Here is a 23481-nt window from a genome sequence, read left to right on the forward strand (position 1 = left end):
ATGCGTCTCCACGTCGTCGATCACCCGCTGGTCGCCCACAAGCTCACCACGCTGCGCGACAAGCGCACGGACTCCCCGACCTTCCGCCGGCTCGCCGACGAGCTGGTCACCCTGCTCGCCTACGAGGCCACCAGGGACGTGCGCACGGAGCAGGTCGACATCGAGACCCCCGTCACGCCGACGACCGGTGTGAAGCTGTCGTACCCGCGGCCGCTGGTGGTCCCGATCCTCCGCGCCGGTCTCGGCATGCTCGACGGCATGGTCCGGCTCCTCCCGACCGCCGAGGTCGGCTTCCTCGGCATGATCCGCAACGAGGAGACGCTCGAGGCGTCGACCTACGCGACGCGGATGCCGGAGGACCTCTCGGGCCGCCAGGTGTACGTCCTCGACCCGATGCTGGCGACCGGCGGCACGCTCGTCGCGGCGATCCGCGAGCTGATCAAGCGCGGCGCCGACGACGTCACCGCCGTCGTGCTGCTCGCCGCCCCGGAGGGCGTCGAGATCATGGAGCGCGAGCTGGCGGGCACGCCGGTGACCGTCGTGACGGCCTCGGTCGACGAGCGCCTCAACGAGCACGGCTACATCGTCCCGGGCCTCGGCGACGCGGGCGACCGCATGTACGGCACCGCCGACTAGGGTCGGCGGGTACTCAGCACTTCGCGGCGGGCGCGGGCTTGGGCTTGTTCAGAGCCAACAGAGCCGCGTCCGCCGTTGCTTTCGGGTCCAGGGACTTGAAGGCCGTGCCGATGATCAGGTCCACGTCCGCCGTCGCGCGGGGGTCCGTCTTCGTCGTGGCGCCCTTGAGTTGGGTGCCGAGGACGGGGAACGCGCCCTTCGTCGCGCCCGGGCCGCCGAGCAGTATCCCGGCGCCGGGGACCTTCTTGTCGTACGCGGCCGGGGCGTTGCCGACCTTGCCGATGACGAAGCCGCGCTTCTTCAGCTCGTCGGCGGTCGACTTCGCGAGGCCGCTGCGCGGGGTCGCGTTGTAGACGTTGACGGTGATCTGCGCGGGCTTGGGGAAGGCGGCCACGGGCGTGCCCGTCGCCTTCGGGACGGCCGGCTTGCAGTCGGCGGCTCGGCCGGCCGTCGTCCTGGTCTCGTCCGCGCTGCCGCCGGAAAAGACGTCGACGAGCTGCAGCGTTCCCCACCCGGCGGCGCCGAGCACGACCACGGCGGCTCCGGCCGCCAGGACGATCCTGCGCCGGTGGCGGGGGCGGCGCATGCGCGGGTACTTGTCCCCCGTGATGCGGTACTTTCCGCCCATTCCTGGGGGAGTGAGCATGCTCATGGACGCAGCGTAATGCCGGTGCCCAGGGTTGGATACCGGAAGATCATGTGATCGCGTCCGGATGGGCGGGTCGAGCCCCCGATTGGATCAGCCGGGCGCTGCGGGGACCCCATGGTGTCCGCTGTAGGGACCCCTTGGCGTCCGCTGGAGGGACGCCCTTGGCGTCAGTCCATCTCCAGGACGCGGGCGTGCAGCACCTGTCGCTGCTGGAGCGCCGCGCGCACGGCGCGGTGCAGCCCGTCCTCGAGGTAGAGGTCGCCGCGCCACTTCACGACGTGCGCGAAGAGGTCGCCGTAGAAGGTCGAGTCCTCGGCGAGCAGCGTCTCCAGGTCCAGCTGGCCCTTGGTGGTGACCAGCTGATCGAGGCGGACCGGGCGCGGGGCGACGTCCGCCCACTGCCGGGTGCTTTCCCGGCCGTGGTCGGGGTACGGCCGGCCGTTTCCGATGCGCTTGAAGATCACACGGAAAGCCTACCGGGCGAGCGGCTCCCGGCGCAGCCACGCGGAGCCGGTGGGATGCTGGGGCAATCCGTGACAATTCGGGAACTAGAGGTCCTGTCATGAGCGTCAGCGAGCAGTCTCCGACCGGCGAGATCGCGGCGGGGTACGCCTTCTCGGGACCCGCGCTGGAACTGGGCGCCTTGCTGTGGGACGGGGAATGTCACCCGGACGCGCGTATCCGCATCCCGCTGCCGATGCTCAACCGGCACGGTCTGGTCGCCGGCGCGACCGGCACCGGCAAGACGAAGACGCTCCAGCTCATCGCCGAGCAGCTGTCCGCGAACGGGGTGCCGGTCTTCCTCGCCGACATCAAGGGCGACGTCTCGGGGATCTCGGCGCCGGGCGCCGACGGCGAGAAGGTCCGGGAACGCGCGGGCCAGGTAGGGCAGGAGTGGGTGGCGACCGGTTTCCCGTGCGAGTTCTACGGGCTCGGCGGGGTCGGTCCGGGGATTCCCGTACGGGCCACGGTGACCAGCTTCGGGCCCGTCCTGCTGTCGAAGGTGCTCCAGCTCAACCAGACGCAGGAGCAGTCGCTCGGGCTGATCTTCCACTACGCGGACCAGAAGGGTCTGGAGCTGGTGGACCTGAAGGATCTGCGGGCGGTGGTCGCCTTCCTCGTGTCGGACGTGGGCAAGCCCGAGCTGAAGGGGATCGGCGGGCTCTCGACCGTGACGGCCGGGGTGATCCTGCGGGCGATCACCGCGTTCGAGCAGGCGGGCGCCGGGGGGTTCTTCGGGGAGCCGGAGTTCGACACGAGCGAGTTCCTGCGGACCGCCGCGGACGGGCGCGGGACGGTCTCCGTACTGGAACTGCCCGCGGTGCAAGACAAGCCGCAGCTCTTCTCGACGTTCCTGATGTGGATGCTGGCCGATCTGTACGGCGACCTGCCGGAGGTCGGGGACCTGGACAAGCCGAAGCTGGTCTTCTTCTTCGACGAGGCGCATCTGCTCTTCAACGGGGCGTCGAAGGCGTTCCTGGAGTCGATCACGCAGACGGTACGGCTCATCCGCTCCAAGGGCGTCGGGGTCTTCTTCGTGACACAGACTCCGAAGGACGTGCCGGGGGACGTGCTCGCGCAGCTCGGCAACCGGGTGCAGCACGCGCTGCGGGCGTTCACCCCGGACGACGCGAAGGCGCTGAAGGCGACGGTACGGACGTTCCCGAACTCCCCCTACGACCTGGAGGAGGTTCTGACCGGGCTTGGGACGGGCGAGGCCGTGATCACGGTGCTCAGTGAGACCGGTGCGCCGACGCCGGTCGCGGCCACGCGGCTGCGGGCGCCGGAGTCCCTGATGGGGCCGATCGACGCGGCCGCGCTCGAGGCGGCGGTCAAGGGGTCGCTGCTCTGGGGGCGGTACGCGGAGGCGGTCGACCGGGAGTCGGCGTACGAGAAGCTGACGGCGGAGCAGCAGGCGGCGGAGGCCGCGGCGGTGCGGGCCGCGGAGGAGGCGGAGGCGGCCAAGGCTGAGAAGGCGACGCCTGCCTCTTCGAGGAAGAAGGAGGACGCGTCGCTCGCGGAGCAGGTGGTGGGGAGCGGGATCTTCAAGTCGCTGGCGCGGTCCATCGGGACGCAGCTGGGGCGGGAGATCAGCCGGTCGATCTTCGGGACCGCGCGCCGGAAGCGGTAGGCGTACCGGTTGCGGAAGCCCGAAGGCCCGGCCCCCGTGAGGGGACCGGGCCCTTATGGCCGTACGTGCTACTCCGTCACCTCGTGGTCGTGGCCGTCGTGGAGGCCGCCGCCGCTGCCGGCGTCGCCCTCCGTCGGGACCGTGGTGACCGGGCGCTTGAGGGAGCTGATGTCGTGGGCGTAGGTGCCCACGGCGTTGGCGATGACGTCGATGTTGGCGTCGAAGGCCTTCATGTTGATGTTCGAGAGGTTGTCACCGGCCGCGTGGTAGTTCACGTCGTACGCGACTCCGGCCGTACCGCCGAACTTCGCCGCCTGCGCGGCCGTCTTGACGCCCTCGGCGCCGGTGAACGTGCCGCCGGAGGGGATGCCGATCTCGATGAACGGCCCGTAGTCCGAGCGGCCCGTGAAGTCGGTGCCCTCGTGCGGGAGGCCGCGCTTGTCCATGAAGTCGGTGATGTCCCGCTCCAGTTGGGCGGAGCCCTCCGGGCCCGCGCCCGCGCCGACGCCGTCGGAGTTGTCGCCGTCGTAGACGAACAGGCCGTAGTTCGGCGAGGCGATCATGTCGAAGTTGAGGTAGAGCTTGACTTCCTTCTTGTCCAGCTCGCTCATGTTCGCGACGTAGTGCTCGGAGCCGAGCAGCCCGTTCTCCTCCGCCGACCACCAGGCGAAGCGGACCTTGTTGCGGACCTTGTCCTTCGACTCGGCGAGCTCCAGGGCGGCCTGGAGGAGGCCGGCGGAGCCGGAGCCGTTGTCGTTGATGCCGGGTCCGGCGGTCACCGAGTCGAGGTGCGCGCCGAGCATCACGGTGTTGGCGGCGTTGCCGCCCTTGGTCTCCGCGATGACGTTGTTGGTGGTGCGGTTCTCCTGGAGCTGGCGGATCTCGAAGGAGAGGTTCACCGGGCCCTTCGCCAGGTCGGCGACGAGCTTCTCGCCCTCGGCCTGGGTGATGCCGCCGGTCGGGATCTTGGCGGAGGCCTGGTCGCCGAGGGTGCCGGAGAGCGCGCCTTCGGTGTTGTTGTAGATGATCGCGCCGACCGCGCCGGCGGCCGCCGCGTTCGCCTGCTTGGCGGCGAAGGTGCAGCCGCCGCGCTTGACGAGCGCGAGCTTGCCGGTGAAGGCGCCCGCCGCGAAGTCGCCCGGCTCGCAGCCGTTCGTGCCGTCGGCGTCGACGGGGGCGGCCACGAGGTCGGCCTTGATGCCGCCGACCGGCGTCGACTTCGTGTACGTCATGGCCGAGATGGTGACGTCGCGCGGGGCCGGCGAGAGCACGGAGGCCTTCTCGGCCAGCGTCTGCGTGTAGAGGAAGGTGAACTTCTGGTACGAGACGTTGTAGCCGGCCTTCTTGAGCTGCTGGTACACGTACGCCGCGGAGGCGTCGTGCCCGAGCGAGCCGGCCGCGCGGTGACCGCCGGCCGAGTCGGCTATGGCCTGGAACTTCTGCAGGTGCTTGTAGGCGCCCTGTGCGGAGGTCTCGCGGACGAGCTCCTTGGCCAGCTTCGCGGCGTCCCGTGCGGGCTTGGCCGCGGGGTCGTGCTTGGCGGTGGCGGGGGAAGCGGCGGCCAGCAGGAGCGGGGTGGCGAGTGCGGCTGCGGCCAGGGTGGCCGCGGCTCTGCGAGAGGATGCGTTCACAGAGGTCCTTCCCGGTGCGAACGAGGTTGAAGGGAAGTTAGCGATCTCCGACGCCTTCTGTGAACAGGTTCGGCACAATTCATGTCTGATTTAGCAGGATTGACATCCGGAACGATCAATTCCCCGATGATTTGGGATCATTCGCCGCTTTGGCCGCCTTCGCCGCGCGCTTGGCCTCCTGCTTGAAGGCCCGTACCTTCGCCAGCGACTCGGGCCCCGTGATGTCGGCCGCCGAACGGTACGAGCCCTGGTCGCCGTACGCCCCCGCCGCCTCGCGCCAGCCCGTGGGCCGTACGCCGTACTGCTTGCCGAGCAGCGCCAGGAAGATCTGCGCCTTCTGCACCCCGAAACCGGGCAGCGCCTTCAGCCGGGCGAGCAGCTCCTTGCCGCTCTTCGCGTCCGCCCAGACGGCCTCGGCGTCACCGCCGTACTCGTCGACGAGGAACTGGCACAGCTGCTGGATCCGCTTGGCCATCGACCCCGGGTAGCGGTGCACGGCGGGCTTCTCGGAGAGCAGCGCGCCGAAGGCCTCGGGGTCGTACGCGGCGATCTGCCCGGCGTCGAGATCGTCCGCGCCGAGCCGCTGCGCGATCGTGTACGGCCCGGAGAACGCCCACTCCATGGGCACCTGCTGGTCGAGCAGCATCCCGACGAGCGCGGCGAGCGGGGAACGGCCGAGGAGTTCGTCGGCCTCGGGCTGCTGGGCGAGGTGGATCTCGGTGGTCATGCCCCGATGATCGCGCCGAGGACCGGGCGCCGCACGACCGGTGAGCCGTACGGTCGCCGTCGCGGCGCGGTCACGGGTTTCGGTCGGCGGCGCGGGAGAGCGTCCAGACGTAGTACCAGGAGTTCTCGCGGAGCGTTCGCGGGCTGTTGTCGGCCCCCGCCTGGAACGCGCCCCACAGCCCGCCCGCCGCCCCGCCGACGACGGCGGTGAGCGCCGACTGGAGGGCGGGGCCGTAGACGGCGACGAGGCTGGCGGTGACCGTACCGACGACCGCGCCGGTCACGGACACGGCCCGCTTGCGGCGGACCTGGTTCATCTGGGCCTGCATGCCCCGGACTCCGTCCGCCATCCGGAGGCCGATCTTCATCACCTCCACCTCGCGCTGTTCGGCGTCGAGCGCGCCGGCGAGGTTGGTCAGCTCCATGCGCAGCCAGCCGCGATTGGCCCGGTAGGAGTCGAACTCGCCGACGGTGATCTCGCTGAAGGTCTCCAGGGAGATGCCGTCGATGAACGGCAGCTCCAGTTCCTCGATGACCGGGATCACCAGCCGGCTGACCGCCGCGGGGGTGTGGCTCTGGGCGACGACCCGGCGTCCGGTGGCCGCGAAGTCGAGGAGGCCGGGGATGTCCGAGTGGGTGACCGGGCCGTCGTGCGACTCGTAGACGGGGTCGATCGGCTCACCGCCGTACCCGTGGCTCGTGGTGTGCCGGGAGACCGAGTACGTGGGCAGGTACCAGGCGCATCCCGCGCGCAGCAGCGGCTCGGTCTGCAGCAGCCAGCTGCCCAGGCGGTCCAGGTCCGGGCAGAGCATGAGCAGGTCTTCCGTCGTGCTGTGCCCGCTGGGCAGGATGCCCATGCGGTCCTCCTCCTCGGTCCGGGGAATGTACGAGTCCCGGTTCGAGAGCCGCCTCACGTGGTGGCTGCGGCCCGCCCCGTTGTGGGAGAGCAGGAGCGTGTCCGTGACGAGGACGGCCCGCTTGGTCAGGTGGGCGAAGTCGTCGGCGCCGACGCCGATGCCGACGTGGAAACGGGAGGCCGCGAAGCGCTTCTCGTCCACGAGCGTGCGCCGCCGCCGGTGGAAGAGGTGCTCGCCGTACGCCTGGGCCACCAGCCGGGGATTCTTCCTGGTCTCGGCCGACAGCCCCTTGAAGAAGCCGCGCATCTGCCCGGCGACGACGGCGTTCTCGACTGCTGCTGCCCTGCGGAGCCACCTCATGGCTCGCCACTCTAGGAGGAGGTGGGGGCGGCCAGGAGGGGGCCGGGAGCTGTTCCCCCGGGTGGGTGACGGGTCACTTCTCCGTCTCCGCGAAGCGCGCCAGGGCGGAGAGGATGAGGGCGCGGGTCTCCTCGCCGCCGAGGTGGCCGGCGCGTTCGACCACGTGGAGCTCCGCGTCCGGCCAGGCGCGGGCCAGTTCCCAGGCCGTGGTCAGCGGTCCGCCCATGTCCCGGCGGCCGTGGATCAGGACGCCCGGGATGCCCGCGAGGCGGTGCGCGTCGCGGATCAGGGCGCCCTCCTCCAGCCAGGCCCCGTGGGCGAAGTAGTGGGCGCAGATCCGGACGAAGGCGAGCCGGGCGTCGTCGACCCGGTCGGTGTACGGGGTGCCCATGCCCTCCATGGAGAGCACCGCGTCCTCCCAGGCGCACCAGTCCGCCGCCGCCTTCTCCCGTACGGAACGGTCCGGGTCCTCCATGAGGCGGGCGTACGCGGGGACGAGCTCGGCCGCCCCGTCCGTCGCCGCCCCGCCGGCCCCGGCGCGGAACCGCTCGTGCGCCTCGGGGAAGAACGCCCCGGCGCCCTCGTAGAGCCAGGCGATCTCCGAGCGGCGGGTCGTCGTGACGGAGACGATCACGATCTCCGAGACGCGCTCGGGGTGGGCCTCGGCGTACGCCAGGATCAGGGTGGAGCCCCAGGAGCCGCCGTACAGGAGCCAGCGGTCGATGCCGAGGTGCTCGCGCAGCCGCTCCATGTCCGCGACGAGGTGCGCGGTGGTGTTCACGGACATGTCGGCGGCCGGGTCGCTCGCGTGCGGGAGCGAGCGGCCGCAGCCGCGCTGGTCGAAGAGGACGGTCCGGTACTTCTCCGGGTCGAAGACGCGCCGGGCGCTCGGGCGGGCCCCGGTGCCGGGGCCGCCGTGGACGTACAGGGCGGGCTTCCCGGCCGGGTTGCCCCCGACCGAGTAGTGGACGCGGTTGCCGTCACCGACGTCGAGCAGGCCCTCTTCGTGTGCTTCGGTCTCCGGGAACATCCGGCCGACCCTACCGGGGCACGAGCCTCGTCGTCGGGGTCTCGCACCACTGGAGGAGCGAGGGCCACTGCCCGTACCCCGAGTCCGGAGTCAGGTGCGCGCCGCCCGGGACGACGTCCATGTCGAGGCCGAGCGGGATGCCGTAGGGGACGTCGGCGCCCTCGGGGCAGTACGGGTCCCCGGCCGCGTAGACGAGCCGGGCCGGCGCCTTGAGTCGTACGGAGCCGAGGTCGAGCCCCTCCGCGAAGGCGGCGATCTCGGGGATCGACGCCGTCACGGCGGGCGACGGCGGGGCGACGAGCAGGACCCGGTCGACGTCGAGCCCCTCCGGGTCGAGGGCGGCGGCCCGCAGCCAGAGGAGCACGGACAGGCTGTGGGCGACGACGACGAACTCGCCGCCGTCGCCCGGGCGGTGCAGGTTCTCCCGTAGGGCGTCCAGCCACTCCGCCAGGACCGGCGCGTCCGGCTCGGGCAGCTGCGGGTACCGCACCTCGTGCCCGCGCTCGGCGAGCCGCCCCGCGAGCCAGTGGTGCCAGTGGCCCGGGGGACGGTGGTTCTGGAAGCCGTGGAGGAGAAGGAAGGTCGCCATGGGGCGATGGTGCGGGGTGGGAGCGGGGGCGGTCCAGACGGTTCCATGGGGTGGACGGTGGTCGACACCCGCCTGCCGGACCAGGCCCCTGCGGCCCACTGACCGCTTACCCGCCCACGTACTCCCGCAAATGCCGAGCCGTCAGCGTCTCGCCCTTCTCCACCAGCTCCGACGGCGTGCCCTCGAAGACGATCCGGCCGCCGTCGTGGCCCGCGCCCGGGCCGAGGTCGACGAGCCAGTCGGCGTGGGCCATGACCGCCTGGTGGTGCTCGATGACGACGACCGTGTTGCCGGCCTCGACCAGGCGGTCGAGGAGGGCGAGGAGCTGGTCGACGTCGGCGAGGTGGAGGCCGGTGGTCGGCTCGTCGAGGACGTAGATCGCGCCCTTCTCGGCCATGTGGATCGCCAGCTTCAGCCGCTGCCGCTCGCCGCCCGAGAGGGTGTTGAGGGGCTGGCCGAGGCGGAGGTAGCCGAGGCCGACGTCCTTCAGGCGGCCGAGGATCGTCCGCGCCTGGCCCTTGGCGGTGAAGAAGTCGTACGCCTCCTCGATCGACATCGACAGGACCTCGTGGATGTTCTTGCCGTCGAGGGTGTAGGAGAGCACCTCGCTCGTGAACCGCTTCCCCTCGCACTCCTCGCAGACCGAGGCGACGCCCGCCATCATCGCCAGGTCGGTGTAGACGAGGCCGAGGCCGTTGCACTTCGGGCAGGCGCCCTCCGAATTGGCGCTGAAGAGCGCCGCCTTGACGCCGTTGGCCTTGGCGAAGGCGGTACGGATGGGGTTCAGGAGGCCCGTGTACGTGGCCGGGTTCGAGCGGCGTGAGCCGCGGATCGGGGACTGGTCGGCGACGACCACGCCCTCGCGGCCGGGCAGGTTGCCGTGGATGAGGGAGGACTTGCCGGAGCCGGCGACGCCCGTGACGACGGTCAGGACGCCGGTGGGGATCTCGACGCTCACGTTCCGGAGGTTGTGCTGCGTCGCGTCCGTGATGGAGAGCGCGCCCGTGCGGGGCCGTACCTCGGGGCGGAGCTTCGCCCGGTGGGAGAGGTGCTCGCCGGTCAGCGTCCCGGAGGTGCGCAGGCCGGGCACGTCGCCGGAGTAGCAGATCTCGCCGCCGTTCGAACCGGCGCGCGGGCCGAGGTCGACGACGTGGTCGGCGATCTCGATGACCTCCGGCTTGTGCTCCACGACGAGGACGGTGTTGCCCTTGTCGCGCAGCCGCAGCAGCAGGTCGTTCATGCGGGCGATGTCGTGCGGGTGCAGACCGATGGTCGGTTCGTCGAAGACGTACGTGACGTCGGTGAGGGAGGAGCCGAGGTGGCGCACCATCTTCACGCGCTGCGCCTCGCCGCCGGAGAGCGTGCCGGAGGCCCGGTCCAGGCTCAGATAGCCGAGGCCGATCTCGACGAGCGAGTCGAGCAGTTCGCGCAGTCCGGCGAGGAGCGGGGCGACGGACGGGTCCTCGATCCGGCGGACGAAGCCGGCCAGGTCGCTGATCTGCATCGCCGAGCACTCGGCGATGTTGACCCCGTCGATACGGGAGGACAGCGCGGCCTTGGTGAGGCGGCTGCCCTCGCACTCGGGGCAGGTGCGGAAGACGACGGCCCGGTCCACGAAAGCGCGGATGTGGGCCTGCATGGCGTCCCGGTCCTTGACGAGGACGGTCCGCTGGAGCTTCACCACGAGGCCCTCGTAGGTGAAGTTGTTGCTGCCGACCTTCACCTTGCAGGACGGCTTGTGGAGGAAGTCCTCCCACTCCTGCTCGGTGAAGTCCGCGAGCTTCTTGTCGGGGTCGTAGAACCCGGAGTGGGCCATGACCTGCCACATCCAGGAGTCGACGGCGTAGCCCGGGACGGTGATCGCGCCCTCGTTGAGGGACTTGGTGCGGTCGACCAGCTCGTCCACGTCGATGTCGGAGACCTGGCCCGCGCCCTCGCAGCGCGGGCACATGCCCTCGGGCAGGTTGAAGCTGAACGCGCCGGAGGTGCCGATGTGCGGGGTGCCGAGGCGGCTGAAGACGATCCGGAGCATCGTGTACGCGTCGGTCGCCGTGCCCACCGTGGAGCGGGAGTTGGCGCCCATCCGCTCCTGGTCGACGACGATCGCCGCGCTGAGGTTGTGCAGTCCGTCGACGTCCGGGCGGCCGAGGGCCGGCATGAAGGACTGGAGGAAGGCGCTGTAGGTCTCGTTGATCAGGCGCTGGGACTCGGCGGCGATGGTGCCGAAGACGAGCGAGGACTTTCCGGAGCCGGAGACGCCGGTGAAGACGGTGAGGCGGCGCTTGGGGAGGTCGATGTCGACGTTCCGCAGGTTGTTCTCGCGGGCTCCGCGGACCTGGATGACGTGGTGGTTGTCCGCTGCGGCGGGGGTGGTCATGGGATGCGCCCTCCGATAGTGGTCCCGTACCCCCGACACGTTACTCTATACAGCGTACAAAGTAATGGGATAATTGAGGGACACCCTCCTGACCTGCGAGAATGGGTGCCATGGCGAAGGAACGGAGCAGCGGGGCGGGGGATCCCGCGCGGACGCTCGAGCTGCTGTGGCGGGACACTGTGAGCGTCCCGGCGGGCCGCCGCGGGCCGCGGCAGGGGCTGACGGTGGACGCCGTCGTCGACGCGGCCGTCGCCCTCGCCGACGAGGGCGGCCTCGACGCGCTCTCCATGCGCGCGGTGGCGCAGCGCCTCGGGGTGACCCCGATGACGCTGTACACGTACGTCCCCGGCAAGGCCGAGCTGCTCGACCTGATGCTGGACCAGGTCTTCCTGGCGATGGAGCGGGCGCCGTTCGCGCCGGAGGTGCCGTGGCGGGAGCGGGTGACGGCGGTCGCCGACGCGAACCGCGCGCTCTACCTCGGCCACCCCTGGCTCGCGGAGCTCCGCGTCCACCGGCCGCCGCTCGGGCCCGGGGTGATGGCGAAGTACGAGCACGAGCTGGGCGCGTTCGAGGGGCTTGGGCTCGACGACGTGACGCGGGACTCGGCCCTGACGCACCTGCTCGGCTTCGTCCAGTCCGCGGCCCGTACGGAGCTGGACGCGCGGGCGGTGGACCGGGAGAGCGCGATGTCCGACCACGAGTGGTGGGACGCCCACGCGCCGCTGCTTGAGCGGATGTTCGACGCGGAACGGTTCCCGCTGGCGGCGCGGGTGGGGGAGGCGGCGGCGGTGGCGTACGAGGGGATGTACAGCCCTGAGTACGCGTACGGGTTCGGGCTCGCGCGGGTGCTGGACGGGTTGGCGGCGCTGGTGACCCCTAAGGGCCCTTAGGGCTCTCCGGGTTCCCCAGGTTGAGGAGGGCATCGACCCCGGACTTGAGCTGGTCGGCGGTGAGTTCGCGCTCGGCGGTGAGGTGGTTCATGAGGCTCGGGGTGAACGGGGCGAGCAGCATGTGGGCGAGGAGCGCGCTGTCGGTCCCGGGCCGGAGCCGGCCGAGCAGCATGGCCACGTGCGTGTGCATGGCGAGGTACGCGCCGCTGGTGTAGGTCGCGCTGGGCGCGGCGGCCTGGGCGGCGAGCAGGAGTTCGCGCTGCTCGATGACCCGGTCGACGAGCGCGTCGAGGAAGGCGCGCAGCCGCTCGTCGGCGGGGGCGCCGGGTCCGAGGGGCGGCGGGCCGCCCATGTAGGCCTCCTGGAACTGCACCTCGCGGTCGTCCAGGAGCGCCCAGAGGAGCTGGGAGACGTCGCCGAAGCGGCGGTAGACGGTGCCGACGCCGATGCCGCTGGCGTGCGCGACCTGGTTCATGGTGACCCCGCCGGGCCCGGCCTCGGCGACGATCCGGGCGGCGGCGTCGAGGATCTTCCGGCGGTTCCGCGCGGCGTCGGCACGCTCGGGCACGGCCCGTCCGACGGTGGGCAGCAGGGGGACGTCGGCCGCCGCCCTGGGGTCCTTCGCGCTGATCATGTCCGCCTGCCCTTTCACTCCGACCCGCTCCGACCCCCTTGGTCCGCCCTTGCCACGAGCATAACGGAGCACTATCCGGTTACCGGATCGCTGCACGGCGTCACGTGATCCGGCTCACATCGGCCCGCAGCGGCCCCCACATGTCACATCCGGCGGCCCGCCGGTGTCTAGAGGGTGAGCGGGGCTTTCCAAGCTCACCAGAGCGCTCACCGGAGCGCGACGACGAGGGAGTCATCATGGCTGGGAACACGGCGGTGGTTGTGATCGGTGGCGGGTACGCCGGAGTCATGGCGGCCAACCGGCTCACGGGGCGCGAGGGCGTGGCCGTGACGCTGGTGAACCCGAGGTCGTCGTTCGTCGACCGGATCCGGCTGCACCAGTACGTGGGCGGTTCGCACGACGGGGTCGTGGAGTACGGCAAGCTCCTCGCCGCCGAGGTCCGGCTGGTCGTGGACACCGTCGCCGACATCGACGTGGCCGGGCGGAGCCTGGCGCTGACGTCCGGGGAGACGGTCGGCTACGACTACCTGGTCTACGCGGTCGGCAGCGGGAGCGCCGAGGCGCGGGTGCCGGGGGCCGCGGAGTTCGCGTACCCGCTCGGCGGGTGGGAGGAGGCGCGGCGGCTGCGGGACGCCGTCGAGGCCGCGCCCGCTCCGGCCCCGCTCACCGTGGTGGGCGGCGGGGCGACCGGCATCGAGACCGCGGCCGAGCTGGCGGAGGTGGGCCGGAAGGTGACCCTGGTCTGCGGCGAGGCCCTCGCCCCGTCCCTGCACCCGCGCGGGCGGCGCGCGGTCGCCAAGCGCCTCGCCCGGCTCGGGGTGACGGTCGTCGAGGGGCCCGGCGCGAAGGCGGCGGAGGTGACCCGGGACGCGGTGCGGCTTGCCGACGGGCGGGAGGTGGCGAGCGCGGTGACCGTCTGGACCGCCGGGTTCACCGTGCCGGACCTGGCCGCGCGCAGCGGCCTGAGCACCGACTCCCTGGGCCGGCTGCTCACGGACGAGACCCTCACCAGCGTGGACGACGAGCGCGTCGTGGCGGCGGGCGACGCGGCGGCGCCGTCGGGTCTTCCGTACCGCATGAGCTGCCAGGCCGCGATGCAGCTCGGCCCGCAGGCCGCCGAGACGGTCCTCAGCCGGATCGCGGGCGAGCGCCCGGCGGACGTCGAGGTGGGGTTCGTCAGCCAGTGCCTCAGCATCGGCCGGCGCGCGGGACTCCTCCAGCTCGCGGAGCGCGACGACACGGTGAAGAAGCAGTACGTGGGCGGCCGTACGGGCGCGCTGGTCAAGGAGCTGATCTGCAAGGGCGTCCAGTGGCAGCTGGGGTACGAGTCCCGGAAGCCGGGCGCGCGCAAGTGGTGGGCCAAGGACGCGGGGCGGGAGCGGCTGGTGGCGGCGGAGGGTGCGGGGCGCGGCGCGGTCGCGGAGCAGGCGGCCTAACTTGGGGCGCAGGAGCGAAAGTTGACCGCCGGTCGGTGAGGTGACCGACCGGCGGCAGAGAGGACTCAGCTGTGACCGACCCGGCGACCGACCCTGTGACGGACCGCGCTTCGGACCCTACGACCGACCCGGCTACGAACCCCGCAACCGACCCGGCTTCGGACTCCACGACCGACCCGGCTTCGGCCCCCGCCACCGACCCGGCTACGGACCCCGCCACCGACCCGGCTTCGGCCCCCGCCACCGACCCGGCGACGGAGAGCTTCGTCGCCCATCGCAACCTGCTCTTCACCGTCGCGTACGAGATGCTCGGCTCGGCCGCCGACGCCGAGGACGTGCTCCAGGAGACCTGGATGCGGTGGGTGGAGGTTGACCTGGCGGAGGTGCGGGAGCACCGCGCGTACCTGGTCAGGATCACCACCCGGCAGGCCCTCAACCGGCTGCGCACGCTGTCGCGCCGGAAGGAGGCGTACGTCGGCCCCTGGCTGCCCGAGCCGCTGCTCACCGCGCCCGACGTGGCCCAGGACGCCGAGCTCGCCGAGAGCGTGTCGATGGCGCTGATGCTCGTCCTGGAGACGCTGTCGCCGACCGAGCGCGCGGTCTTCGTGCTGCGGGAGGTCTTCGACCTCGGCTACGACGAGATCGCGGCCGCCGTCGACAAGACCCCGGCGGCCGTGCGCCAGATCGCGCACCGCGCGCGCCGGCACGTCGACGCGCGCCGCCCCCGCGCGGTGGTCTCCGCGAGCGAGACCCGGGCGGCCCTGGAGTCGTTCCAGCGCGCGCTCGCCACCGGGGACCTGCAGAGCCTGCTGGACGTCCTCGCCCCCGAGGTGGTCCTGCTGAGCGACGGCGGCGGCATCAAGCAGGCGGCGCGGCGGCCGGTCATCGGCGCCGACAAGGTGGCCCGGTTCATGCTCGGCGGCGCGGGCAAGCACGCGGGCGCGCTCTCCGCGGGCCTCACGGTGGTCAACGGCAATCCGGCGCTCGTCCTGTACCTGGACGGCGAGATCGACGGCGTCTTGGCGGTGCGGCTGGAAGACACCAAGGTCACCAGCCTGTACTACGTCCGCAACCCGGAGAAGCTGACCAGGGTGGAGTCCGAGACGTCGCTGACCCTGAAGTGAGGCGCGCGGTGGGGCGGGCTTGCGAAGTGGATGGCTATCCGTTTAACTTCGGAGTGGTTGAAACGGAACCGAATCCGCTTAAGGGGAGCTCGTCATGTCCGTGAACGTCGCCGTCATCTACTACTCCTCGACCGGGAGCGTGCACCAGCTCGCCCAGGCCGTCGCCGAAGGCGCCGAGAAGGCCGGTGCGCAGGTGCGGCTGCGGCGCGTGACCGAGCTCGCCCCGGACGCCGCGATCGACGGCAACCCGGCCTGGCGCGCCCACGTGGACGCCACCGCGGACGTCGAGGTCGCCACGCTGGACGACCTGGAGTGGGCCGACGCGTACGCGCTCGGCTCGCCGACCCGGTACGGCAACATCGCCGCCCAGCTGAAGCAGTACATCGACACCACGGGCGGCCTGTGGCAGCGCGGCGTCTTCTGGGACAAGCCCGCGACCGCCTTCACCAGCGCCCACAACGTGCACGGCGGCAACGAGTCGACCCTGCTCGCCCTCTACAACACCTTCCACCACTGGGGCTCGGTCATCGTCTCCCCCGGCTTCACCGACGGCGCCGTCTACGCGGCCGGCGGCAACCCCTACGGCACCTCCCACGCGGGCGGCAGCGGCGCCCCCGAGGAGAACGTCCTCGAAGCCGCCCGCTACCAGGGCCGCCGCCTCACGACGATCGCCAAGCGCCTGAAGGGCCTCGCGACGGACTGAGCGAGTCGGTCTGTTTCGCCTGTGCCCCCGGGGTCTCCCCGGGGGCACAGGCGCGTCTCAGGCCTGGTCCCCAAGGGCACGCCGCACACGTCGGTGGGCCCGCACGCCCACTGACCGCAGTAGGCGGCTACTCCGCCAGCCGGGCCGCCTTTATCCGCAGGTAGTGACGTTCCGGGAGGCTGAGGGTGAGGCGGGCCGCCTCGGCGTAGGCCTCGCGGGCGGCCTCTCGGGCGCCGGTGCGTTCGAGGAGATGGGCGCGGACGGCGGAGAGGCGGTGGTGGTCCTTCAGACGGGGTTCCAGGGCGGCGAGTTCGGTGAGGCCCGCCTCCGGGCCGTGGACCATCGCGACGGCGACCACGCGCCCCAGTTCGGCCATCGGGTGGGGCCAGTCGGCGACCAGGACGTCGTACAGGGCGAGGATCTGCGGCCAGTCCGTGTCCTCGACCCGCCGTGCCTCGTCGTGCAGCGCGGCGATCGCCGCCTGGAGCTGGTACGGGCCCGGCGGGCCCTCGGTCAGCGCCTCCTCCACCAGCGCCGTGCCCTCCTCGATCGCGGCCCGGTCCCAGCGCGTCCGGTCCTGTTCGTCGAGCGGGATCAGCTCGCCGTGCGGGCCCGTTCGGGCGGCGCTGCGGGCCTCCGTGAGCAGCATCAGCGCCAGCAGGCCGGTCACCGTGGCCTCCCTCGGGAGCAGCCGGCGGACGGCCCGGGTCAGCCGGATGGCCTCGCGGGCCAGGTCGGCGCGGTGCAGCGCGGGGCCGGAGGTCGCGGTGTACCCCTCGTTGAAGATCAGGTACAGCACCTGGAGGACGGCGGCGAGCCGGGCGTCCCGGTCGTCGGGCCCCGGCGGGCTGAACCGGTGGTCGCGCACCTTCGCCTTCGCCCGGCTGATCCGCTGCGCGATCGTCGCCTCCGGTACGAGATGGGCCCGGGCGATCTCCGCCGTCGTCAGGCCGCCGACCGCGCGCAGCGTCAGCGCGACCCGGGCGGCGGGCGCGAGCGACGGGTCGCAGCAGAGGAAGAGCAGCGTCAGCGTGTCGTCGTCGGACGGCGCCGCCCGCGCCTCGCGCGGCTGGAGGCGCGCGGCCGTCTCCTCGCGCCGGGCCCGCGCCTCGTCCGCCCGCAGCTGGTCCGTGAGCCGCCGCGAGGCGACCCGGATGAGCCAGCCGCGCGGATTGTCGGGCGTACCGGACTCGGGCCACTGCGCGGCGGCGGCCACCAGGGCCTCCTGTACGGCGTCCTCGGCGGCGTCGAAGTGCCCGTACCGCCGTACGAGCGCGCCGAGGACCTGCGGCGCGTGCCGGCGCAGCAGGTCCTCGACGCTCTCCTCGGCTCCTTCGGGGTCCACGCTCAGTTGGTGCTCCAGTCCTCGGCCAGGTCGGACTCGGTCCGCTGGTCGATCTGGCGGATCACGATCGGGTACTCCGGCGCCCCTTCGGGCTGCGGGCAGCGGGCGACGCGCGCGGCGATCTCGGTGACCCGTTCCAGGCTCGCGCAGTCGAGGATCCAGTAGCCGGCCAGCAGTTCCTTCGTCTCGCTGTACGGCCCGTCGGTGATCACCGGCTGCCCGGCCTTGTCGACGCTCACGTGCCGGGTGAGCCGGGGCTCGACGAGTCCCTGCGCGTCGACGAGCTCGCCCGACTCCGCGAGGTCGTTGTTGATGGACCCCATGTGCTCGAACATCGCCTGCAGGTCCTTCTCGCTCCAGGCGGGGCCCTGACCCGGGCGCTTGCCGGACATGATGTCGTAGTCGGCCTGGGATCCCTGCACCATGACGAGGTACTTCATGACGTGCTCCTTAGCTGAGTGTTCGTTGGCCGGTGTCTCTTCCTTCGGCCTTTCACAGGGGACGTCGGAGCCGGGTTCCGATTCTCGACACCTCGCCGGGGGCGCGTACGAATTTCTCGGGGATTCCACCCAGGGGAACCAGGAGGGGAACCAGGAGGGGACCCAGGAAGGGAACCAGGAAGGGACCGCTCCAGGGCCTCACCGGGCTCACCCGGGGGCTCCCCTCCGAGGCCTCACGGCCTCACCAGGCACCCCGGAGCTTCCCCTCCAGGGTCACCGGCTTCGCGCGCTCACCCGGCCTTACGCCCCCGACAGCTCCCGCTCCAGCGGCGTACGGAATCGGGGTGTGACCCGGACGTCCCCCACCCACCCGCGCAGCCGAGCCGCCTCCGCCTCGACGGCCGCCCTGGCCTCCGATCCGACCTCGTCGCTCAGGAACCGGAGCGCGATCTCCCCGTCGGGCCGCTGGGCCCAGCCGCCGACGACACGGCCGTTCCACCACACGGTCGGGCCGATGTTGCCGCTGCGGTCGAAGAGCGCGGCCTTGTGCGCGGGGTCGGTGTACCAGTCGCGGTACTGCCAGCCCATCGCCGTCGGGTCGAGCGCGGGCAGCAGCGCGGCCCAGGGTTCCAGGTCGGCGGCCCTTACGGGTTCGAGGTCGTCCGGCAGGACATGCCCCGTGCCCTCCGCCAGCTCCACCGGCTCCGCGCCGATCGCCGCGAGCGCCTTGCGGACGTCGGTGACCTTCCACCCGGTCCACCACTTCAGGTCCGCCTCGGTGGCGGGACCGCAGGCCGCGAGCCACTGCCGTACGAGTTCGGCGTGGGCGAACTCGTCGGAGGGGTCGGGCCGTTCGGGCGTCGGCTCCCAGCGGAAGCGGCTGGAGGTCCAGGCGCCCTGCGGGCGGCCGCGGGCGATCCGGCCCTCCATGCCGAGGACCCGGAGCAGCCGACTGGAGAGGGACTGTGGCCCCTCCTGCCGGGTGCCGACCCCGTACATGTACTGCGCGCGCAGCCGTGGCACGGCCTCGCCCAGCTCGGCGCCGGTCGCCTCGCCCCGTACCGTCAGCTCGGCCAGGACCAGCCGCTCGGTCTCGGTGAGCCAGGCGTCGTCGTACGCGCTGCCCTTAACCAGGTCCTTGAGCAGCGTGGCGCGTTCGCGGGTGGCGACGTCGCGGGTGGTGGAGGCGTGCACGGTGGGGACGAGGGCGGTCGGGAAGACGAAGATCGTGTGCCGCATGCCGTGCATCCGGGTCAGCGTCCGGTCCTCGTACAGGGCCTTCTCCACCCCCGCCACCGGCCCGACCTCGCCCTGCTTCCCGGCCAGCCGGGCGCCGACGGCGAGGAAGACGGTGGCCGGGTCGGTCGCGTGCAGCGCCACGAGCGACCCGGCCACCTCCTCCGCGCTCGCCGCCCGTGCCGTCCCGGCCAGCCGATGACGTACGGCCAGCCGGGCCCTGCGTTCGTCCGCCTCGATACGACGGGTGTGCCGCGCCTTGTTCCCCATGCGGCAAGCATGGCGCAGCGGCGGCTCGGAGTCGGGGCTTCCGGGGCGCAGCGGCGGCTCGGATTCCAAGCTCCCGAGGCGCAGCGGCGGCCCGGAATCCCGGCTTCCCGAGGCTGACGCCTCCGCGCGATCAGCCGGCCGCGCGGTCCCCCACCGGTCGCCGCCGCAGCGCCGGATCGGTCATGTGCGGCGGGCGCCAGGCGCCGTCCGCCTGGTAGAGGTTGGTGCCGGGCGGGACGATCTCGTCGATCCGGTCGAGGACCTCGTCGTCGAGGACGAGCGGCGCGCCCTTCAGGAGCCCGTCCAGCTGGTCCCGGGTCCGCGGCCCGATGATCACGGACGTCACGGCCGGGTGCGCCGCGGCGAAGGCGATTGCGAGGGCGGGCAGCGAGCAGCCGATCTCCTCGGCGAGGGCGACGAGTTGCTCGACGGCGTCGAGCTTGGCCGCGTTGCCGGGGATCTCCGGGTCGAAGCGGTGCGGTGTGATCGAGGGCCGCCCGCTGGTCAGATCGACCGGTTGCCCCTTGCGGTACTTCCCGGTGAGGAACCCGGATGCCAGCGGACTCCAGGTCAGTACCCCCATCCCGTACTTCTGCGCCACCGGCAGCACCGCGTTCTCGACGCCTCGCGCGAGCAGCGAGTACGGCGGCTGCTCGGTCCTGAAGGCGCGCAGCCCGCGCCGCTCCGCGACGGCGTGCGCCTCGACGATCTGCTCGGCGGGGAAGGTGGAGCAGCCGAACGCCCGGATCTTGCCCTGGGCCTGGAGGTCGCCGAGGACGGCGAGCGTCTCCTCGATGTCCGTACGGTGGTCGGGGCGATGGACCTGGTAGAGGTCGATCCAATCGGTGCCGAGGCGCGTCAGGCTGTCCTCGACGGCGCGGGTGAGCCAGCGCCGCGAGAGCCCGCCGCGGGCCGGCCCGTCGCCCATGGTGAAGTACCCCTTGGTGGCGAGGACGGTCTCGGCGCGACGCTTCGGGTCGCGCAGCGCCTTGCCGACGATCTCCTCGGACTCGCCCATGGAGTACATGTCGGCGGTGTCGACGAAGTTGATGCCCTGGTCGAGGGCGGCGTGGATGACCCGTACGGAGTCCGCGTGGTCGGGGTTGCCGATGGCGCCGAACATCATGGTGCCGAGGCAGTACGCGCTGACTTCGATCCCGGTCCCGCCGAGTACGCGATATCGCATGCGGCGCACTCTAGGAGCTGGAGCCGACTCCAGGGCAAGACCCTTACGGGAACTTGTAGGGGGTCGTCACCCTGCGTCCCCCGCCGGCGCGAGAAGCGCGTCCGCGACGGACGTACGGGCGTAGAGGACGGAGCGCCCGGCGCGGTGCGCGGTGACGAGGCCGGCGTTGCGGAGCGCGGTGAGGTGCTGGGAGACGCCGGCGGCGGACAGACCGGACTGGGCGGCGAGCCGGGTGGTGGAGGTCGGCGTGTCGAGCTCGGCGAGGAGCAGGGTGCGCGAGCGCCCGATGACGGCGGCAACCGCGTCGGCCGCGGAGCTGGTACGCGGTTCCCAGAGGGAGCCGATCCCCCTTGCGGGGTAGGCGAGTTGGGGTGGTTCGGGGGCGACGGAGCGGGTCAGGACGCGGGGCCAGGCGAAGGCCGAGGGAACGAGCAGCAGCCCCGAGCCGGCCTCGTCCCGGGTCAGCGCGCAGTGCCGCCGGACCAGGTGGAGGGTGCCGTCGTCCCACCGTACGGTCTCGTGCAGTTCGCTGAGGACGCGCGCCGAGCCGTGCTCGGCGACCTGCCGGGCGCGGTGGAAGACGTCGGCTTCGAGGAGGCGTCGGATGCGGGCCCAGTAGGGGGCGAGGGCGAGTTCCCAGTAGGTCTCGATCTCGTCGGCGACCTTCTCCAGGGCCACTTCGGGCGCCTCGCGCAGCAGCCGCAGCCGGGCGCGGTCGGTACGCCGTTCGTCCGGTTCCTTGGACGGCTCCTTGGACGGCTCCTTGGACGCGAGGATGTCCAGGTCGGCCCACACCTGCTCACGCGGGGTGGCGCGGATGGCGTCGAGCTCGGCGGCGAGGGTGGGGAAGGGGGAGGTGGGCGTCGGGTTGAGGAAGTCGGCGAGGAAGCCGTGGCCGGGGACGAGCGCGGCCAGCCAGCCGCGGTCGAGCCCGGCAACGCTGACCCGGGGCCGTACCTGCGCGGCCCAACGCCGGTGCAGGGGCGGGTCGGTGGCCTCGCGGAGCAGCCGGAAACTGGTGACGACCTCCCACATGGGGGAGACCGCGAACCGGGTCTGGGCGAGGTCGGCGGCGGAGAAACTGAGCCCGGTTTCCATGATTCCACCCCTGAGGACCGTAGCCATAGGCTTGTTGGATTCGGCCTGAGCTTAATCAATGGCCGTCGGATGCGGCGGGGGGCGAGTCTCCACGCATGCTCACCTCCTTCCGCGGCCTGCCGCCCACCGTCTGGACCCTGTTCGCCGGGACGATCGTCAACCGCCTCGGCTACCTCGTGACCCCCTTCCTGGTCTTCTTCCTGGCCGCGCGCGGGGTCACGGGGACCGACACCTCGTACGTCCTCGGCGCCCTGGGCGCGGGTAACCTCCTCGGCCCGGCGCTCGGCGGCGTCCTCGCCGACCGCGTCGGCCGCCGCCCGACGATGCTGACCGGCCTGGTCGGCGCGGCGGCGGCGCACGGCGCGCTGTTCGTGGCGCCGGGCGTGTGGACGATGGCGGCGGCGGCGCTGCTGATTAGCGCGACGGGCGCGATGGTCGCCCCGGCGGCGTACGCGCTGATGGCCGACGCGGTCGACGCGGAACGCAGACAGCGGGCGTACGCGCTCTTCGGCTGGGGCGTGAACATCGGTACGGCGGTGGGTGGAGTGCTCGGCGGCTTCCTGGCGGCGCAGGGGTACTGGCTGCTGTTCGCGGTGGACGCGGGGACGATGCTGATCTACGCGACGATCGTGGCGACGAGACTGACCGAACCGAGCCGCGCGCAGAAGGCAGAGACGCAGGCACAGGCGCAGGCGCAGACGTCGGCACAGAAGTCGGCACCGACATCGGCACAGACGTCTCGCCCCGACGGCATCGGCTACGGGGTGGTGTTCCGAGACCGCTTGGCGATGGCACTGCTCCCACTCTTCGGCATCCAGCTGTTCGTCTACTCCCTCACCGAGGTGGCCCTGCCCCTCGCCATCCGGGACAACGGCCTGTCCCCGGCGGTGTACGGGGCGATGGCGGCGGTCAACGCGATCCTGGTGGTCGCGCTCCAGCCCCTGGTCACGGCCCGGCTCGCCAAGCTGCCGCCGCTGGCGGTGCAGAGCGCGGGCAGCGTGCTGATCGCGGCGGGCGTGGCGCTGACGGGCCTGGCGGACGGGGTGGTCGGGTTCACGGTGTCGGTGGTCGTCTGGTCCCTGGGCGAGGTGGTCGTGGCGGGCATCGCGGCGGCAACGGTGGCGAACCTCGCCCCGGCCCACGCCCGTGGCCGCTACCAGGGCGCCTTCAGCTGGACGTGGGGCCTGGCGCGCTTCGGGGCGCTCACTCTGGGCGTGACGGTGTACACCGGCGTCGGCCCGACGCTCCTGTGGGGGACGGCGCTGGTGGGCGGCCTGCTGGCGGCGGCGGGAACGTGGGCGCTGAGGGCAAGGGTGGAGCGCAGGACGGCACACGGCCTGGCGGCGTAGGGGCCTAGGGGCTGCCCGCCCGCAAGAGCGAATCGATCCGCCGCCAGGCGGGAGAGGAGGCGTTGATGTCGTCCTGGACAAGCCCAGGGATGGGGGAGGCGGAGTCGACTTCGACTGCTGGGGCGTCCCCGTACCGTTCGCGGGTGGCGGCGAGGATGCGGCGGGCGAGGGCGGGGAGGGCGGGGTCGTCGGCGTCGAGATCGTAGGCGCGGTCGTACTCGAGGAAGAGCTGCCGCAGCGCGGGTTGGGCGAGGGTCTGGGCCTGGTCGTGGAAGAGGGCGTCGGCGCTCTCGGGGTGGGTGGCGAAGACGAGGATCCAGAGGTCGCGCTGCAGGTCGACCCAGCGGGCCGTGAACCCCCAGCGCCCCAGCTGCTCCAGATGGTCGACGACCTCGGCGGGCAGGGGCGCGAGCTGCCCGGCGGAGAGCCGCTGGAGCCGCGCGCGGGTAGTACGGAGCCCACGGATTCGCGCGACAAGCGCGTCGTCGATCTCGTGCAAGGCCTGCCGGAACTCTCCCTCGGAGGCGGACATCAGCTCCCGGATCCGGGCGAGGGGGACCCCGGCCTCGGCGAGTGTCCGGATCTTGATGAGGGTGATGGCGTCGCCGGCGCTGTACCGGCGATAGCCGGAGGCGTCGCGTTCGGGCTCGGGAAGGAGCCCTTTCTGGTGGTACACGCGGACGGTCTTGACCGAAACGCCGACGGAGGCGGCCAGCTGCCCGATGGTGATCACAAGCCGATCCTCGCACTTGACCCTGCCCCGGGGGCAGGGTTGCAGCATGGG

Annotated in this window: 22 protein-coding genes; 7 read left to right on the top strand and 15 right to left on the bottom strand. The window is 72.1% G+C overall.

The features are described 5' to 3' along the window. Complete coding sequence (gene upp / locus ACWCO8_RS13345; RefSeq protein ID WP_361435637.1) at positions 1 to 636, top strand: uracil phosphoribosyltransferase; 636 nt, start codon at positions 1 to 3, stop codon at positions 634 to 636. 13 nt (positions 637 to 649) lie between these two features. On the opposite strand, the gene ACWCO8_RS13350 is transcribed toward upp, so the two are convergent. Both ACWCO8_RS13350 and ACWCO8_RS13355 read right to left on the bottom strand, forming a co-directional pair. Further along, positions 650 to 1288, bottom strand: a complete 639-nt coding sequence (locus ACWCO8_RS13350) for a LytR C-terminal domain-containing protein (RefSeq protein WP_451032318.1) — start codon at positions 1286 to 1288, stop codon at positions 650 to 652. Positions 1289 to 1452: 164 nt separating this feature from the next. Beyond that, the gene (locus tag ACWCO8_RS13355; protein WP_009067182.1) at positions 1453 to 1749 is read right to left on the bottom strand and encodes a type II toxin-antitoxin system VapB family antitoxin; all 297 of its coding nucleotides are present in this window, start codon (positions 1747 to 1749) and stop codon (positions 1453 to 1455) included. 98 nt (positions 1750 to 1847) lie between these two features. On the opposite strand from ACWCO8_RS13355, the gene ACWCO8_RS13360 reads away from it, so the two are divergent. Then, positions 1848 to 3416 carry a helicase HerA-like domain-containing protein gene (locus tag ACWCO8_RS13360; protein WP_451032319.1) on the top strand — a complete coding sequence of 523 codons (1569 nt, stop codon included), beginning with the start codon at positions 1848 to 1850 and terminating at the stop codon, positions 3414 to 3416. 68 nt (positions 3417 to 3484) lie between these two features. Here the strand turns inward: ACWCO8_RS13360 and ACWCO8_RS13365 are convergent, their stop codons facing one another. The 6 genes from ACWCO8_RS13365 to ACWCO8_RS13390 form a co-directional block, all read right to left on the bottom strand. After that, a complete protein-coding gene (locus tag ACWCO8_RS13365) occupies positions 3485 to 5047 on the bottom strand; it encodes a M28 family metallopeptidase (RefSeq protein WP_451032320.1) in 1563 nt (520 codons plus the stop codon). A 115-nt stretch (positions 5048 to 5162) separates the two neighbouring features. Further along, positions 5163 to 5774 carry an HhH-GPD-type base excision DNA repair protein gene (locus ACWCO8_RS13370; RefSeq protein WP_362015416.1) on the bottom strand — a complete coding sequence of 204 codons (612 nt, stop codon included), beginning with the start codon at positions 5772 to 5774 and terminating at the stop codon, positions 5163 to 5165. A gap of 70 nt (positions 5775 to 5844) precedes the next feature. Continuing rightward, positions 5845 to 6990: a hypothetical protein gene (locus tag ACWCO8_RS13375; RefSeq protein ID WP_451032321.1), complete on the bottom strand. Its 1146-nt coding sequence runs from the start codon at positions 6988 to 6990 to the stop codon at positions 5845 to 5847. Positions 6991 to 7063: 73 nt separating this feature from the next. Next, positions 7064 to 8020: a prolyl aminopeptidase gene (gene pip / locus ACWCO8_RS13380; protein WP_451032322.1), complete on the bottom strand. Its 957-nt coding sequence runs from the start codon at positions 8018 to 8020 to the stop codon at positions 7064 to 7066. A 10-nt stretch (positions 8021 to 8030) separates the two neighbouring features. Continuing rightward, entirely contained in the window at positions 8031 to 8609 is a 579-nt protein-coding gene (locus ACWCO8_RS13385) for an RBBP9/YdeN family alpha/beta hydrolase (protein ID WP_451032323.1), read from the bottom strand. A 106-nt stretch (positions 8610 to 8715) separates the two neighbouring features. Beyond that, positions 8716 to 10986, bottom strand: coding sequence for an ATP-binding cassette domain-containing protein (locus ACWCO8_RS13390; RefSeq protein WP_451032324.1), 2271 nt, complete (start codon positions 10984 to 10986; stop codon positions 8716 to 8718). Between the two features lie 110 nt (positions 10987 to 11096). On the opposite strand from ACWCO8_RS13390, the gene ACWCO8_RS13395 reads away from it, so the two are divergent. After that, positions 11097 to 11876, top strand: coding sequence for a TetR/AcrR family transcriptional regulator (locus tag ACWCO8_RS13395; RefSeq protein ID WP_451032325.1), 780 nt, complete (start codon positions 11097 to 11099; stop codon positions 11874 to 11876). On the opposite strand, the gene ACWCO8_RS13400 is transcribed toward ACWCO8_RS13395, so the two are convergent. Continuing rightward, a complete protein-coding gene (locus tag ACWCO8_RS13400; protein ID WP_451032326.1) occupies positions 11863 to 12510 on the bottom strand; it encodes a TetR/AcrR family transcriptional regulator in 648 nt (215 codons plus the stop codon). The genes ACWCO8_RS13395 and ACWCO8_RS13400 overlap by 14 nt on opposite strands. Before the next feature lie 236 nt (positions 12511 to 12746). Here ACWCO8_RS13400 and ACWCO8_RS13405 point away from each other — a divergent pair, with 236 nt between their 5' ends. The 3 genes from ACWCO8_RS13405 to wrbA all read left to right on the top strand — a co-directional run bounded on the left by ACWCO8_RS13405 (position 12747) and on the right by wrbA (position 15773). Continuing rightward, positions 12747 to 13946 (top strand): NAD(P)/FAD-dependent oxidoreductase, encoded by a 1200-nt coding sequence (locus ACWCO8_RS13405; RefSeq protein WP_451032327.1) that lies wholly within the window; start codon positions 12747 to 12749, stop codon positions 13944 to 13946. A gap of 281 nt (positions 13947 to 14227) precedes the next feature. Then, on the top strand, positions 14228 to 15070 hold the full coding sequence (locus tag ACWCO8_RS13410; protein WP_451032411.1) for an RNA polymerase sigma-70 factor: 843 nt from the start codon (positions 14228 to 14230) through the stop codon (positions 15068 to 15070). A gap of 94 nt (positions 15071 to 15164) precedes the next feature. Next, positions 15165 to 15773: an NAD(P)H:quinone oxidoreductase gene (gene wrbA, locus ACWCO8_RS13415; protein ID WP_451032328.1), complete on the top strand. Its 609-nt coding sequence runs from the start codon at positions 15165 to 15167 to the stop codon at positions 15771 to 15773. Between the two features lie 127 nt (positions 15774 to 15900). On the opposite strand, the gene ACWCO8_RS13420 is transcribed toward wrbA, so the two are convergent. The 5 genes from ACWCO8_RS13420 to ACWCO8_RS13440 all read right to left on the bottom strand — a co-directional run bounded on the left by ACWCO8_RS13420 (position 15901) and on the right by ACWCO8_RS13440 (position 21348). After that, positions 15901 to 17118 (bottom strand): RNA polymerase sigma factor, encoded by a 1218-nt coding sequence (locus tag ACWCO8_RS13420; RefSeq protein WP_451032329.1) that lies wholly within the window; start codon positions 17116 to 17118, stop codon positions 15901 to 15903. Between the two features lie 2 nt (positions 17119 to 17120). Further along, positions 17121 to 17558, bottom strand: a complete 438-nt coding sequence (locus ACWCO8_RS13425; protein WP_362015442.1) for a YciI family protein — start codon at positions 17556 to 17558, stop codon at positions 17121 to 17123. Positions 17559 to 17858: 300 nt separating this feature from the next. Continuing rightward, complete coding sequence (locus tag ACWCO8_RS13430) at positions 17859 to 19064, bottom strand: winged helix DNA-binding domain-containing protein (protein ID WP_451032330.1); 1206 nt, start codon at positions 19062 to 19064, stop codon at positions 17859 to 17861. 130 nt (positions 19065 to 19194) lie between these two features. Then, positions 19195 to 20250 (bottom strand): aldo/keto reductase, encoded by a 1056-nt coding sequence (locus tag ACWCO8_RS13435; RefSeq protein WP_451032331.1) that lies wholly within the window; start codon positions 20248 to 20250, stop codon positions 19195 to 19197. Between the two features lie 66 nt (positions 20251 to 20316). Continuing rightward, positions 20317 to 21348 (bottom strand): DUF5937 family protein, encoded by a 1032-nt coding sequence (locus tag ACWCO8_RS13440; RefSeq protein ID WP_451032332.1) that lies wholly within the window; start codon positions 21346 to 21348, stop codon positions 20317 to 20319. A 95-nt stretch (positions 21349 to 21443) separates the two neighbouring features. Here ACWCO8_RS13440 and ACWCO8_RS13445 point away from each other — a divergent pair, with 95 nt between their 5' ends. Then, positions 21444 to 22697 carry an MFS transporter gene (locus tag ACWCO8_RS13445; protein ID WP_451032333.1) on the top strand — a complete coding sequence of 418 codons (1254 nt, stop codon included), beginning with the start codon at positions 21444 to 21446 and terminating at the stop codon, positions 22695 to 22697. Between the two features lie 4 nt (positions 22698 to 22701). Here ACWCO8_RS13445 and ACWCO8_RS13450 read toward each other — a convergent pair whose 3' ends face one another. Beyond that, complete coding sequence (locus ACWCO8_RS13450) at positions 22702 to 23430, bottom strand: MerR family transcriptional regulator (protein WP_451032334.1); 729 nt, start codon at positions 23428 to 23430, stop codon at positions 22702 to 22704. Between the last annotated feature and the right edge of the window lie 51 nt (positions 23431 to 23481).

The sequence above is a fragment of the Streptomyces sp. NPDC001927 genome (genome assembly GCF_053594455.1).

Coding starts and splice junctions, on each gene's coding strand:
- upp (WP_361435637.1), top strand. CDS start 1: ATGCGTCTCCACGTCGTCGATCACCCGCTGGTCGCCCACAAGCTCACC.
- ACWCO8_RS13350 (WP_451032318.1), bottom strand. CDS start 1,288: ATGAGCATGCTCACTCCCCCAGGAATGGGCGGAAAGTACCGCATCACG.
- ACWCO8_RS13360 (WP_451032319.1), top strand. CDS start 1,848: ATGAGCGTCAGCGAGCAGTCTCCGACCGGCGAGATCGCGGCGGGGTAC.
- ACWCO8_RS13370 (WP_362015416.1), bottom strand. CDS start 5,774: ATGACCACCGAGATCCACCTCGCCCAGCAGCCCGAGGCCGACGAACTC.
- ACWCO8_RS13375 (WP_451032321.1), bottom strand. CDS start 6,990: ATGAGGTGGCTCCGCAGGGCAGCAGCAGTCGAGAACGCCGTCGTCGCC.
- pip (WP_451032322.1), bottom strand. CDS start 8,020: ATGTTCCCGGAGACCGAAGCACACGAAGAGGGCCTGCTCGACGTCGGT.
- ACWCO8_RS13385 (WP_451032323.1), bottom strand. CDS start 8,609: ATGGCGACCTTCCTTCTCCTCCACGGCTTCCAGAACCACCGTCCCCCG.
- ACWCO8_RS13390 (WP_451032324.1), bottom strand. CDS start 10,986: ATGACCACCCCCGCCGCAGCGGACAACCACCACGTCATCCAGGTCCGC.
- ACWCO8_RS13395 (WP_451032325.1), top strand. CDS start 11,097: ATGGCGAAGGAACGGAGCAGCGGGGCGGGGGATCCCGCGCGGACGCTC.
- ACWCO8_RS13400 (WP_451032326.1), bottom strand. CDS start 12,510: ATGATCAGCGCGAAGGACCCCAGGGCGGCGGCCGACGTCCCCCTGCTG.
- ACWCO8_RS13405 (WP_451032327.1), top strand. CDS start 12,747: ATGGCTGGGAACACGGCGGTGGTTGTGATCGGTGGCGGGTACGCCGGA.
- wrbA (WP_451032328.1), top strand. CDS start 15,165: ATGTCCGTGAACGTCGCCGTCATCTACTACTCCTCGACCGGGAGCGTG.
- ACWCO8_RS13425 (WP_362015442.1), bottom strand. CDS start 17,558: ATGAAGTACCTCGTCATGGTGCAGGGATCCCAGGCCGACTACGACATC.
- ACWCO8_RS13430 (WP_451032330.1), bottom strand. CDS start 19,064: ATGGGGAACAAGGCGCGGCACACCCGTCGTATCGAGGCGGACGAACGC.
- ACWCO8_RS13435 (WP_451032331.1), bottom strand. CDS start 20,250: ATGCGATATCGCGTACTCGGCGGGACCGGGATCGAAGTCAGCGCGTAC.
- ACWCO8_RS13440 (WP_451032332.1), bottom strand. CDS start 21,348: ATGGAAACCGGGCTCAGTTTCTCCGCCGCCGACCTCGCCCAGACCCGG.
- ACWCO8_RS13445 (WP_451032333.1), top strand. CDS start 21,444: ATGCTCACCTCCTTCCGCGGCCTGCCGCCCACCGTCTGGACCCTGTTC.